10 protein-coding genes are annotated in these 13494 nt (G+C 49.7%); 7 read left to right on the forward strand and 3 right to left on the reverse strand.

Annotated elements, in window-relative coordinates:
• The 6 genes from MUG06_RS21790 to MUG06_RS21815 form a co-directional block, all read left to right on the forward strand.
• Positions 1-517: substrate-binding domain-containing protein (locus MUG06_RS21790; protein WP_243080019.1), on the forward strand; the 517-nt coding region annotated here is incomplete at its 5' end.
• A 57-nt stretch (positions 518-574) separates the two neighbouring features.
• A complete protein-coding gene (locus MUG06_RS21795) occupies positions 575-2101 on the forward strand; it encodes a xylose ABC transporter ATP-binding protein (RefSeq protein WP_215845073.1) in 1527 nt (508 codons plus the stop codon).
• Complete coding sequence (gene xylH / locus MUG06_RS21800; RefSeq protein WP_215845074.1) at positions 2094-3269, forward strand: xylose ABC transporter permease XylH; 1176 nt, start codon at positions 2094-2096, stop codon at positions 3267-3269. The genes MUG06_RS21795 and xylH overlap by 8 nt, the downstream gene beginning before the upstream one ends.
• Before the next feature lie 83 nt (positions 3270-3352).
• A complete protein-coding gene (xylR, locus tag MUG06_RS21805) occupies positions 3353-4531 on the forward strand; it encodes a D-xylose utilization transcriptional activator XylR (protein ID WP_215845198.1) in 1179 nt (392 codons plus the stop codon).
• 451 nt (positions 4532-4982) lie between these two features.
• A complete protein-coding gene (locus MUG06_RS21810) occupies positions 4983-6665 on the forward strand; it encodes a methyl-accepting chemotaxis protein (RefSeq protein WP_243080020.1) in 1683 nt (560 codons plus the stop codon).
• 596 nt (positions 6666-7261) lie between these two features.
• Positions 7262-8305, forward strand: coding sequence for a substrate-binding domain-containing protein (locus tag MUG06_RS21815; protein ID WP_243080021.1), 1044 nt, complete (start codon positions 7262-7264; stop codon positions 8303-8305).
• On the opposite strand, the gene MUG06_RS21820 is transcribed toward MUG06_RS21815, so the two are convergent.
• From MUG06_RS21820 to MUG06_RS21830, 3 genes are read right to left on the reverse strand one after another with little or no spacing between them, the layout of a single operon-like run.
• Complete coding sequence (locus tag MUG06_RS21820; RefSeq protein WP_243080022.1) at positions 8298-9182, reverse strand: NAD(P)-dependent oxidoreductase; 885 nt, start codon at positions 9180-9182, stop codon at positions 8298-8300. The genes MUG06_RS21815 and MUG06_RS21820 overlap by 8 nt on opposite strands.
• Before the next feature lie 57 nt (positions 9183-9239).
• Positions 9240-10595 carry a Gfo/Idh/MocA family oxidoreductase gene (locus MUG06_RS21825; protein ID WP_243080023.1) on the reverse strand — a complete coding sequence of 452 codons (1356 nt, stop codon included), beginning with the start codon at positions 10593-10595 and terminating at the stop codon, positions 9240-9242.
• A 34-nt stretch (positions 10596-10629) separates the two neighbouring features.
• A complete protein-coding gene (locus MUG06_RS21830; RefSeq protein ID WP_243080024.1) occupies positions 10630-11988 on the reverse strand; it encodes an MFS transporter in 1359 nt (452 codons plus the stop codon).
• 432 nt (positions 11989-12420) lie between these two features.
• Between MUG06_RS21830 and uxuA the strand changes: the two genes are divergently transcribed.
• Positions 12421-13485, forward strand: coding sequence for a mannonate dehydratase (gene uxuA / locus MUG06_RS21835; RefSeq protein WP_243080025.1), 1065 nt, complete (start codon positions 12421-12423; stop codon positions 13483-13485).
• The last annotated feature ends 9 nt before the right edge of the window (positions 13486-13494 follow it).

Here is a 13494-nt window from a genome sequence, read left to right on the forward strand (position 1 = left end):
TAACGCACGTCTGTTCCGTGATGGGCAAATGAAGGTGCTGAAACCACTGATTGATAGCAAAAAAATCAAGGTTGTGGGTGATCAATGGGTTGATGCCTGGCTGCCAGAAAACGCGTTGAAAATCATGGAAAATGCCCTGACCGCCAACGGCAATAAAATAGATGCTGTGGTCGCTTCAAATGACGCCACCGCAGGCGGTGCAATACAGGCACTAAGCGCGCAAGGGCTGGCCGGTAAAGTCGCGATTTCTGGTCAGGATGCCGATCTCGCCGCCATCAAGCGTATTAATAACGGCACGCAAACCATGACGGTTTATAAACCGATCAGCAAACTCGCTGATAATGCGGCGAATATCGCTGTGGAGTTGGGAGAAGGGAAACAACCAAAGTCCAATGCAACGCTGAACAACGGCACCAAAGAGGTTCCTGCCTGGCTACTTGAGCCAATTGCCGTTGATAAAGCCAATATTGAAAGCACGGTGGTCGCAGACGGCTTCCATAAAAAGAGCGAGCTCTGATCCTGTTAACCGCCGTAAACACGGCGGATTTTCCTCAGGGCAGCCTGGAGAGATGTCATGACCAAACTGCTTGAAATGAAAAACATCACCAAACTTTTCGGCGCTGTGAAGGCCGTTGATAACATTTCGCTGACGCTGGAGCCAGGCGAAGTGATTTCGCTATGTGGTGAAAATGGCTCTGGCAAATCAACCTTAATGAAGGTGCTGTGTGGCCTTTATCCCGCCGGTGAATATCAGGGTCATATCTTTTTTGCCGGCGAAGAACTGCGCGCGACTAATATCCGCGACACCGAACGCAAAGGCATTGTCATCATTCATCAGGAGTTGGCGTTGGTGCGGCAGATGACGGTAATGGAGAACATCTTTCTCGGCAGCGAACTGACACAACGCGGCGTTTTAGATGTAGACAGCATGACGCTGCGCTGCCAGACCCTGTTGCAACAGGTGCGGCTCAACGTTTCGCCAGAGACACGCGTGGGTGAACTGGGGCTGGGTCAGCAACAGTTAGTTGAGATAGCCCGGGCGCTAAACAAGCAGGTTCGACTGCTGATTCTGGATGAACCTACCTCTTCGTTAACCGAACAGGAAACGGAGGTTCTGCTGGATATTATCCGTAATCTGCGCAATCACGGTATCGCCTGCGTCTACATCTCGCACAAGCTCAACGAAGTAAAGGATATCTCTGACACCATCTGCGTGATCCGTGACGGGCAGCATATTGGCACACGCCGCGCAGATGCGATGAGTGAGGATGACATCATTACCATGATGGTAGGCCGCGAGTTGACCTCGCTTTATCCCGTCGAACCGCACCCGGTCGGCGACGAGATCTTACGGGTAGAGAACCTGACAGCCTGGCATCCGATCAATCGCAGCATCAAACGGGTGGATAACCTTTCTTTTAGCCTGCGGCGCGGGGAAATTCTTGGCATTGCTGGCTTAGTCGGTGCCGGGCGCACCGAAGCGGTTCAGTGTCTGTTTGGTGTCTGGCCAGGCCGCTGGGAAGGTAAAGTCTGGATTGATGGAAAACCCGTCAGCCTCAATGACTGCCAGCAGGCCATTGCGCACGGTATTGCGATGGTACCGGAAGATCGTAAAAGGGATGGTATCGTGCCGGTGATGGGCGTTGGAAAAAACATCACTCTCGCGTCGCTGGCTCAATTCAGTAGCGTGTTTTCAGTGCTGGATGAAGCGCAAGAGCAACAGGTCATTAAGGATGCGCTGGCTCGCCTTAAGGTCAAAACCGCCTCACCCGAGTTGGCCATTGGTCGGCTAAGTGGCGGTAACCAGCAAAAGGCTGTACTGGCAAAATGTCTGTTGCTCAACCCACGCATTCTCATCCTTGATGAACCAACGCGCGGTATTGATATCGGCGCAAAATATGAAATCTACAAGCTGATCAATCAACTGGCGCAACAAGGGATTGCCATCATTGTGATCTCATCCGAACTTCCCGAAGTGTTAGGCCTTAGCGATCGCGTTCTGGTGATGCATCAGGGGCAGATTAAAGCTGACCTTTTAAACCAGGACCTGACCCAGGAAAAAATTATGGAAGCGGCACTCAGGAGTGAACATCATGCTTAAAACCGATTCAACACAACCCGCTACGCCGTTGCCTACGCGAAAATGGGCGGGTGCGCGGCTTAATCTACAAGTTGGCGTGATGATTCTCGCCATCGTGTTAATTGTGGCTTTTTTCACCTGGACCACTGACGGCTCTTACCTTAGCGCACGCAATATTTCAAACCTGCTGAGACAAACAGCAATTACCGGCATCCTGGCGGTGGGCATGGTGTTTGTCATTATCTCTGCGGAGATCGATCTTTCCGTTGGTTCCATGATGGGGCTGTTGGGCGGCGCGGCGGCTATTTTTGATGTCTGGTTCGGCTGGCCTTTGCCCTTGACCATTGCGGTAACGCTGGTGATGGGGCTGTTACTGGGTGCATGGAATGGCTGGTGGGTCGCCTATCGTAAGGTTCCCTCTTTTATTGTTACTCTGGCCGGAATGCTGGCCTTCCGCGGCATTCTGGTCGGCATCACTAATGGTACAACGGTGTCACCTATCAGTCCGGGAATGTCGCAAATTGGGCAAAGCTATTTGCCATCAGGCATCGGCTTCGGTTTTGGTGTGGTAGGGCTGGTGCTGTTCGTTCTTTGGCAATGGCGACTTCGTCAGCGCCGGCAAAAACTTGGCTTATCGCTTCCTGCTGCTTCCGGCACGCTGATACGCCAGGCGTTGACCGCTGTCATTGTGCTCGGTGCCATCTGGATGCTCAACGATTACCGTGGCGTGCCTACGCCAGTATTGATTTTGACATTACTGATGCTGGGCGGGCTGTTTATTGCCACACGTACTGCTTTCGGTCGCCGCATTTACGCTATCGGCGGCAACATTGATGCCGCAAGGCTTTCCGGCATTAACGTGGCGCGAACCAAGCTAGCGGTCTTTGCGATTAACGGATTAATGGTAGCCATTGCCGGGTTAATTCTCAGTTCACGGTTGGGTGCAGGTTCGCCATCGGCGGGTAATATTGCAGAACTGGATGCTATCGCTGCATGCGTTATCGGGGGAACCAGTCTCGCGGGTGGAATAGGGAGTGTGGCCGGTGCGGTAATGGGCGCCTTTATTATGGCTTCGCTGGATAACGGTATGAGCATGATGGATGTCCCCACCTTTTGGCAGTACATCGTTAAAGGCACGATACTGCTGTTGGCAGTCTGGATGGACTCTGCCACCAAGCGTCGCGTGTAGAGGATCACATGTCCGACGAATTTATTCCTGGTGACAAGCGCACTGTGCTATTCAAAAAGCAGAATAAACAGTGGGAAACAGCCATGTTTGAGAAACGTTATCGGATCACTCTGCTCTTCAATGCGAATAAGGTTTATGACCGACAGGTCGTCGAAGGCGTGGGCGAATATTTGCAGGCTTCGCAAAGCGACTGGGATATTTTTATCGAAGAAGATTTTCGTTGCCGTATCGACAATATCAAAGAGTGGCTGGGCGATGGTGTGATTGCTGATTTTGACGACAGGGAGATCGAACAGTTACTGAAAAATGTTGAAGTACCTATCGTCGGTGTCGGCGGCTCGTATCACCGGGAAGAAGATTATCCGGCAGTGCATTACATCGCTACCGACAACCACGCGCTGGTTAAAAGTGCCTTCTTACACTTGAAAGAAAAAGGTGTGCACCGTTTTGCCTTTTACGGCTTGCCCGTTTCCAGCGGCAAACGTTGGGCACAGGAACGCGAGTACGCTTTTCGACAATTGGTCGCTGAAGAGCGTTATCAGGGCGTGGTTTATCAGGGAATGGAAACTGCGCCAGATAACTGGCAGCACGCACAAAATCGGCTGGCCGATTGGGTACAAACATTACCACCACAAACCGGGATTATTGCCGTTACTGATGCCCGAGCGCGCCATCTGTTACAGGTATGTGAACACCTCAATATTCCGGTGCCGGAAAAGCTCTGCGTGATCGGTATAGATAATGAAGAGCTGACGCGCTTTCTTTCGCGGGTAGCGTTGTCATCCGTGGCTCAAGGCTCGCGTCAGATGGGATATCAGGCGGCTAAACTGCTGCATCGCCTGCTGGGCCAACGCCAACTTCCTCTTCAGCGCGTGCTGGTTCCGCCTGTGAAGGTTATTGAACGACGCTCAACAGATTATCGTTCTCTACTTGATCCGGCGGTAATCCAGGCGATGCACTTTATTCGCTACAATGCCTGCAAAGGAATCAAGGTAGAGCAAGTGCTGGATGCAGTGGGTATGTCGCGTTCTAACCTGGAGAAACGCTTTAAGGATGAAACAGGAGAAACCATCCACGCGGTAATTCATACAGAAAAGCTAGAAAAAGCACGATCGCTGCTGGTTTCAACATCGCTTTCGATCAATGAAATATCGCAGGTGTGCGGCTATCCCTCTTTGCAGTACTTTTATTCGGTATTTAAAAAAGTCTACGCTTTTACACCGAAAGAGTACCGGGAGCGTTATAGCGAAATGGCCGTTTAACCTCGATATTTTCTATTATTATTGACAGGTGTTACCTGTCAATAATTTGAACATTTTCAACTGCGCTTATGTTAATGCACATAGTTGCTCCGCCATCGCTAAAAGTTCCGTAACAGCGAACTGGCAATTAGCTTAATTCGTAATAGCGACATATTTTCGACTGCTTCGCTTATATCAGTGCGTCGTTTGCTGGCAGCTGACCAATCCCAATTCCTTTATTGAGAAGCCCTCTCTAATATTCAGCGCAACTCGAGCAAACCCCTGCTCAAAAGTGTCTATTTCTACTTCAACCATAAACTTATCCATGCATAAACCGATAACAATAATCGGACATAGCGTTATCAGACTTATTACAGAATGTCGTCCGGCGCTAAATGAGCCGCTGTGGCTACCTAAACTCTTTATGGCTATCAGCTTCATTATCACGAAACTGGCTTAGATGAGATAAATAATGAAAATAAATAACCTGGGAATAGGAACCCGTCTGGGTGCAGGGTTTTCACTGGTACTTATTCTGATGATTGCAATGGTCATTACTGGAGGATGGCATCTGCGCGGCATGATGCAGGCCACAAAAAGTGTTACGCATGATTATTTAGTGCGAGAGCGCTTATCGACCGAATGGTTATCCATCATTGACACTAACGCCGCTCTGGCCCTTGTCGTGATGACCTCACCCGCTGAAAGTATTAAACAATATGCTTCAGAGGAGATGAAGAAGAACTCTGAGCGAGCCAGCGCGGTACAAAAAAAGCTGGAAAATATGATCACGTCTGATCATGGCAAAGAATTAATGAAGGGAGTGGGTGAGGCACGTAAAGGGAATACCGCAGCACGCAATGTTGCTCTGAAACTCAGTGCTCAGGGAGATGTGAACGCGACCGCTGAATTTATTCGTAGCCAGTTGCTACCTGCTATGCGCGCTTATTCCGATGCTGTTCGTGCTGTGGCTAACAACCAGCAAAGGCTCATTAATGAGAATGGTGGTCATATCCAGAGTGCAGGTACATCTGCCGTTTGGACACTGGTGGCGGTAGGTATTGTTGCGTTAATTATGGGCTCGCTTCTTGCATTGCTTATCACGCGTAGCATTACGCGCCCACTGATATCTGCTGTGGGTATAGCGCGCGAAGTGGCAGCCGGTAATCTGACCGTGGATGTGCGGGTAGACTCTCATGATCAGTTAGGGCAGTTGATGGCCGCCCTGCGTGAAATGACTGAAAGTCTACGTAAGACTGTGCAAAAAGTGCGTGCAGGATCAGACAGCATAGCCTCGGCTGCTGATGAAATTGCCACCGGTAACGAGGATCTCTCATCCCGCACTGAAGAACAGGCGGCGAGCGTGGAAGAAACAGCGGCAACACTCGAGGAACTGACCGCCACCATCAGCAATACCGCAGCAAACACGGCGCAGGCACGTCAGTTTGTTTCTGAAACCGCTGGCATTGTAAAAGAGAATGGCGAGCTGATGAATGATGTGTCCACCCGGATGAAGGAGATTTATGAATCCTCCTCCAGAATGTCCAGTATTATTTCTGTCATCGATGGCATTGCTTTCCAAACCAACATACTGGCCCTCAATGCGGCTGTGGAAGCTGCTCGCGCGGGTGAATCTGGCCGGGGGTTTGCTGTGGTCGCCGGTGAAGTACGCACATTGGCCCAACGCAGTGCTTCCGCTGCACGTGAAATCAAAACGCTGATAGATGAATCTGTATCGCGCATTAACGCAGGCACCACATTAGTGGACAAGGCTGATAAGGGCATGACGAGCATCGTTAGAAACGTGCAGAGCATGGAACAACTGATTAACGAAATTGCTCAAGCCAGCCGGGAACAGAATGATGGCATTGAGCAAATCAACTGCGCCATGGAGCAAATCGATACGACTACTCAACAAAATGCTGCTCTGGTAGAACAGTCTGCAGCTGCTGCAGCCTCCATGCAGGAACAAACCCAAGTGTTGCAGGAGATTGTGAGCATGTTTCGCTTAAATGAAGGAAGCACTATAAACCGTACGCAAACGGTCAGCGTTCCTGTCTCGGTCGCCACTCAGCAGCAATTTAGCACTGTCCGTCAGGCACCACGACTACCTGGCAAAACGGCCGCTACAGAGGGAAGCTGGGAATCATTTTAATTGAACGATTTCGTAATAAAATGAAGTGAGCCAGACGGCGGGTTTTGAATGCTTTGTCTAAAAATCCTGCAACAAAAGCTGCCTGTCTAAAATTACTGGCTCTTTGTTACCTTCCTGTAAAAAAGGAGCATGCCAGACATGCTCCTTTTGACATTAATCATTCGTTCGTTCCACAGAAGCAATAATTTATGAGCGTCTTTTCTCTGCCGGTACCTGTTTAGGGATTTACCGCAAATCCTTCGCCGGGACGACCCGTTGTGTTTTTCACTGGGTCTTCGGCCAATTGCATGATCTTGTTGGATATTTAACATAAATTACATTATGCGTATTTTAGCTTATGGCGGCTAAAGTGAGATGTCCGCAATATCGTCCTTTTTCCAGGATTTCTTGGCTGAGGACGGCTTACTACCTCGCTTACATCACAGCGGCAAGATCTGACGGATATTTCAGTTTGGCTACAACCCGGACATCTCAAAACAGCCTTAACAACCACCTGCCAACACCACACCCCTCTAAAGCAGAGAAATGCAGCCTCACGCAGACTAAAGAAGGCCGATCACTGAAGAACGTTTATCTTGTGAAGTGATTAATCTAACATGAACTTAGCTAACCTGATGATGAGGCTGAGTGTTGCGTTGACAGATAAAAAGAAAAGTACCATCAAAGAGGTGGCGGCCTTAGCAGAGGTGTCGATCGGTGTGGTTTCTCGGGTATTGAACCCCGGTTCAGGTTCAGTATCTGAACGCACCCGTCAGCGTATTCTGGAGGCAATGCAAACGCTGAATTATACCCCTCAGAGTGCCGCTCGTGAGCTTAAAACCAGTATGAACAACACGATTGGCCTGGTTGTAGCAGACATCGCAAACGATTTTTTTTCTGAGATCTCCGATCTCATTGTCCGTCGCGCCAGAGAAATGGCCATGAACGTCATTTTGGTTACTACGCAGGAAGATCCGCTGCTGGAGCGGGAAAGCTTGAGCATGTTAATGCAAAAGCGGGTTAAAGCCATCATAGCAACGCCCACCAGCGCGAATAGCGATATGTGGCAATCCATTAGCGAAATGGGCATCGCTATTGTTTTCATCGATCGCTACCTTAGCGAGGTGACACATGCCAGTGTCATTGGCTTTAACAATGAAGCTTCCGCCTGCGAGGCTACCCGTTATCTTGCTCAGCAAGGCCATCGCCGTATTGGCTGGATAAGCGGGCCGCTGAATACTTCGACCTCTTTGCAAAGGCTGAAGGGTTATAAACAAGGATTGAAAGCCTATGGAATTGACTGGGAAAAACAGTATGCGGTAGTGAAGAACTTTCGTGATCCGCTAGCCAGCCAGGCGCTTGATGAGTTGTTATCGCTTCAGGAACCACCGACTGCAATCATTATTGGAAATACGTCGATTGCACCGATGATTATGTCGCGCATCCGGCAGTTGAAGCTCTCTGTTCCTGAAGACCTCTCGCTGATTGTTTACCATGACAGCCACTGGAGCCGACTCCTGAGCCCGTCAATTAGCGTTATCAAACACCCTCTTGAAGAGTTGGCCGATAAGGCACTCTTAAGTCTCTCCGGTGAGTGGCAGAAGCCCTGTGAACTAAACAGCACGTTAATCAAACGTGAGAGCGTGGCCCGGGTTAAATAGGCATACCGTTTAAACGCTGAATTTGCCTGATAATGGCGCAGTGATCTAAGTCGCCATCCCCAGCGTCAATCATTTGGCTGAAAAGCTGGTTCACCGTCTCAGTCAGCGGTAATGTCAGACCAAATTGCTCAGCCAGCGCCACACTGCTGCGCGTGTCTTTAAGCTGCCACTTTGCCGCGCCGCGGGCCTTAAAGTCTTCGTTTACCATACGTTCGCCTTGCTGTTGCAACAGGGTTGAGTCAGCAAAACCACCCAGCAATGCTTCACGCACTTTTGCCGGATCGGCTCCGCCGCGCTGGGCAAGGGTAAAGGCTTCCGACAACAAACTCAGCGTGCCTGCGACAATTATCTGATTGGCGAGTTTAGTCAGTTGGCCAGCGCCCACCTCTCCCACACGCGTGACTTTACCCAGGTGAGTCAGCAGCGGGCGTAACCGGTCAATAGTTTCTGCATTACCACCGGCCATCAATGACAATGTGCCGTTTTCTGCCCCCGTCGTGCCACCTGATACCGGCATATCGATATAGTCCGCCTGTGCTGCGTTCGCCTTGTGTTGCTGCTCAATCACAATCTGTGGCGAAAGGGTGCTCATCATAATGATGACGGCTTTTTTCCTGGTGTGCTTCAGCGCGTTATCATTAAAAAGGACATCGTTACAGGCTTGCGCATCACTCAATAAACAGATGATGACATCACTGCCGGCCATTAACTGGGCGGGAGTGTCTACAGCTGTAACACCGTACTTTTCCAGAGCATGCGCTTTATCTTTAGAACGATTCCACACCGCAACGGAATAACCGGCAGCGGCTAAGCGCCGTGCCACTGGCTGTCCCATTAATCCGGCGCCAGCCAATCCAATACGTGTTTCTGAAGCCATGTTGTTTCTCCAGACATTACCCGCTACTGCAACGGCAATAGCGGGTAATATCACTGTTTATAATCCCGCCAGACTGACCATCTGCTTACGCAACTCTACGATATCCAGATTGTTATCAAACTGAACATCAGAAAAACGTACCGCTTTGTCTTTAGCGACATCTTTAACCAGACGAACGTGATGCGCTAATCCCATGGGTAACAGATCCTGCGCCACGCTGATGTTGGCTGGCAGTGCATTGGCCCAGACGGTAAACCCACCTTCGCCATCCAACATTTCGCCCGCTTTGAGGTCTCGTTTAGCCGTTGCGACAGCATCACCCCGGAAGCTTAAAGCCGAACCGGTGGCTTCATTACGGAGTACCGCAGAGAGAATACTGATGCTGGTTTCAAGGCCGATGAGATGGAAAGGACGCCACATAGAGGCATACCAACCACTGGGATCGGTCAGCAGTCCGTACTGTTTAAAACAGGCGCGGCTGTATTCATCCCGGGCTTTAAACGTGACAAATACGCCATAGCGAATGTTGTTCAGCACCTCCCGTCCATCAGGCTCCTGGCTGGCAGCAATATCTACCAGACCGCTACGGCTCAGTCGTCCACCGTCAGACTCAGGTGAAAAGACCCGCGCCAGGTCATGCACACCGGCTGGAGGAAAAGCCAGTCCGTTATCAGGACAATCCAGTCCGGTCGCGTTGGCCACTGCCGCCATTTCAATTGCCGCTTTGGTGCCGTCAGTGAAGGAATTATACATCTTAGGATTGAAGTCTCCGGCCGCCACTTCTTCTTCGCTCCAGCCAAAAAAACCCCATACTGTATCCGGAGTAGAATAGCGATAGCGTGGTTCAAAGTTCATGCCTTTACCGGCCGCAACAATTTCAAATCCGCAAGCTTTGGCCCAATCCACCAGTTCACAAATAATGGCGGGTTGATCCCCGTACGCCATGCTGTAAATCACACCATTTTGACGCGCACGCTCAGCGATTAAGGGGCCGCACAGCACATCGGCCTCAACGTTTACCATCACCACATGCTTGCCATGTTCAACAGCATGGAGTGCATGACGGGTTCCCGCCAGCGGATGGCCTGTGGCTTCAACAATGCAATCGATCTGCTCGCAGCGGAACAATTTTTCCGCGTCCTCAACCACACAGGTTGACCCTTCGCGCAACGCAGCATCGATAGTTTGTGCCTGATACTGAGATTCAGGCCAGCCCACTCGCGCCAGGGCTGCACGGGCTTTACTCACGTCGAGATCGGCAATGGCCACCACCTGCAAACCGTCCAGATGGCGCAGTTGGGCAAGAACCATCGATCCAAATTTACCTGCGCCAATGATGCCAACTCGGACCGGTTGTGCAGTACCTGATTTCACGGCACAGGCACGCTCAGCTAACAGTGCTGCTAAGTTCATTTTCTACTCCTTGACAGGGTTTGATGCGTGGGGTTTAACGCCAGCCAGCGGCCTGACGGCGACTTTTACTCAGGAGATAAATCAGTAACGGCGAGAACAGCACCAGAATCGATAACAGATAAAGGCCGTTTTGTGATTTACCGGTAAGGGAAATAGTGAGACCCACCAGGAAAGGGCCAAAGAAACCGCCAACATTCCCAATAGAGTTGATGAGCGCCAGGCCACCCGCAGAACCCTGGCTGGTTAGGAAGGAGGCGGGCAGAGTATAAAACGTCGGAACACATGCCAGCATGCCAACAGTCGAAAGCGTCAGTCCCAGCATTGATATAACGGGAGAATCACTTATGGCTGCGACCACGAAACCAGCAGAAAACAACAGCGAAGGCAGAATGAAATGCCAGGTGCGCTCGTTCGTTTTGTCAGAATGATTTGACCACCAGCACATCACTACGGCACCAACGATATAGGGAATAGTGCCAAGCAGTCCTACCACAGTGTCTGAATAGTCAAAGCGTTTAATAAACTGCGGCATCCAGAAACCGAGACCGGTTAAGCCAATGACTGTAAAGAAGTAAGCCAGGCCTAAGATCCACACTCGGCGGTCTTTGAACATCGCTTTCAAACCCGAGTGCCCCACCGCTAATGTTGCTTGTTGCTCTTTTTCCATCAGCTCCTGATAGGCCTGACGTTCCTCAGGCTTAAGCCAGGAGGCTTTAGCCGGTTTATCCGTGAGGTAAAGAAAAACGATCACCGACAAAATCACCGGTGGACATCCTTCGATTAAAAACAGCCACTGCCAACTTTCCAGCCCACCTACATTATGGAAATTGTCGAGAATATATCCCGATAAAGGATTGGCAATAATAGCGGCCAGCGGAACACCTAAATAGTAAATGGAAAAAACCCTGGCCAGCTCTTTCTTGGGAAACCATGTGGTGAGATAAAAAACAATACCAGGTGCGAGGCCCGCTTCAGCTACACCTAATAAAAATCGTAGGATGCTGAGACTCACCACACCTTGTGCGAACGCCATCGCCATCGAAATAACACCCCAGGTGATCATGATCCTGGCTAACCAAAAGCGTGCGCCATAACGTTCCAGCAGAACATTACTGGGAATTTCAAACAGGATGTAGCCAAAGGAGAAGATGCCTACAGCGAAGCCAAAATGCTCAGGCGTTAACCCTAAAGACTGGTTCATGGTTAATGCCGCCATGCCAATATTAGAACGATCAATAAACGCCAGCAGATACATCATCAGGATCAGCGGCATTAAGCGCATCCGGGCTTTTTTAATCGCGCCACTCGCCAGTGATGATATTTCTGGCTGAGGATGATCCGGCACAACATCAATGCCGACCAGTGAATTATCGTACTCTTCTACGTGTTTCATGATGTATCCCAGTAGAGTTATAACCCCCGGAAATATCACGGAAAATGCATATATACCGCGACGCCTGAGTGGAAAAGTAAAACGTTTTACTTTTTACGAGTTTTACGACAGAGCGGTTAACAGTCAAGAGATGGAAGAGTGAAGTTAAAAAATTGTGACTGAGTTAACGCATGCGCTCGCCAGGGGAAAAACGCGTTGCTACGAGGACCAAAAGACTCACTTCCTTGAAAGCGATAAGCATCAGTATCCTCTTTACAGCCATACCAGCAGCGGCCGGGAGAGACTTGTCGCTGCTGGCATCTGTCTTAAAAACCGTCTCAAACTGCGTCCCAGCGTGTTCATAATGTGAGTGCGGTCAACTTAAAAAACATCTTCTTAACACATACTAGAATGGTAGATAGACACATACATTTTATACGGTGAGTAATTCATATGCAGATGACGATGCGTTGGTTTGGACCAGAAGAAGATAAAATTCCGCTGGAACATATACGGCAAGTACCAGGCGTGACAGGCGTAGTCGGTGCGCTTTATGATGTGCCCGTCGGTGAAGTCTGGCCCCAGGAAAAGATTAAGAAACTCGTTGAACAGGCTCATGCTGCGGGTCTGACAATGGAAGTCATCGAGAGTGTTAACATTCACGACGATATCAAGATTGGTTTACCTTCCCGCGATCGCTATATTTCCAACTACAAGCAAACTCTCCGTAACCTGGCCGGGTTCGGTGTAAAAGTTATTTGCTATAACTTCATGCCCGTCTTTGACTGGATGAAAACAGACATGAACTATGTTCTGCCTGATGGCTCGCTGACGATGGCATTTGAAAAAGCCGGTATCGATAAAAGTCTGGATGACGTTGTCAAAGAAGTTCTGGGAAATTCAAACGGCTTTGCCTTACCGGGATGGGAACCTGAACGCCTGGCAAAAGTGCAGGAGTTGTTTGCAAAATACAAAGACGTTGACGATGCGCTACTGCGGGAAAATCTGGCTTACTTTTTGAAAGAAATTATTCCTGTCTGTGAAGAAGTCGGCATCAAGATGGCAATCCATCCAGACGATCCGCCTTATTCAATTTTTGGCTTACCTCGCGTAGTCAAAAACCGTGACGATCTGGACTGGATTTGCAACGTTGTTGATTCAGAAGCCAATGGCCTGACGTTGTGCACCGGCTCCATCGCCGAAGATCCGGAAAATGATGTTTATGCCATTCTTGGCGAGTTTTCACGCCGCAAGCGCATTCACTTTGCCCATGTCAGAAACATTAAAATTATAAAAGATAAAGATTTTTACGAGTCAGCTCATCCGACGCAATATGGTTCATTAGATATGCTTCGCGTCATTAAATCCCTGCACGATAATGGTTTTGATGGATATATCAGGCCTGACCACGGACGTTTTATTTGGGGAGAAACAGGCAGACCCGGTTACGGTCTTTATGACCGTGCGCTGGGTGTGACTTATATTCTCGGATTATGGGAAGCCGTCAGTCAAAAATAACCCCTCACA

This window comes from Pantoea sp. MQR6 (genome assembly GCF_022761075.1).
Taxonomy (GTDB): domain Bacteria; phylum Pseudomonadota; class Gammaproteobacteria; order Enterobacterales; family Enterobacteriaceae; genus Pantoea; species Pantoea phytostimulans.

Coding starts and splice junctions, on each gene's coding strand:
- MUG06_RS21795 (WP_215845073.1), top strand. CDS start 575: ATGACCAAACTGCTTGAAATGAAAAACATCACCAAACTTTTCGGCGCT.
- xylH (WP_215845074.1), top strand. CDS start 2,094: ATGCTTAAAACCGATTCAACACAACCCGCTACGCCGTTGCCTACGCGA.
- xylR (WP_215845198.1), top strand. CDS start 3,353: ATGTTTGAGAAACGTTATCGGATCACTCTGCTCTTCAATGCGAATAAG.
- MUG06_RS21810 (WP_243080020.1), top strand. CDS start 4,983: ATGAAAATAAATAACCTGGGAATAGGAACCCGTCTGGGTGCAGGGTTT.
- MUG06_RS21815 (WP_243080021.1), top strand. CDS start 7,262: ATGAACTTAGCTAACCTGATGATGAGGCTGAGTGTTGCGTTGACAGAT.
- MUG06_RS21820 (WP_243080022.1), bottom strand. CDS start 9,182: ATGGCTTCAGAAACACGTATTGGATTGGCTGGCGCCGGATTAATGGGA.
- MUG06_RS21825 (WP_243080023.1), bottom strand. CDS start 10,595: ATGAACTTAGCAGCACTGTTAGCTGAGCGTGCCTGTGCCGTGAAATCA.
- MUG06_RS21830 (WP_243080024.1), bottom strand. CDS start 11,988: ATGAAACACGTAGAAGAGTACGATAATTCACTGGTCGGCATTGATGTT.
- uxuA (WP_243080025.1), top strand. CDS start 12,421: ATGCAGATGACGATGCGTTGGTTTGGACCAGAAGAAGATAAAATTCCG.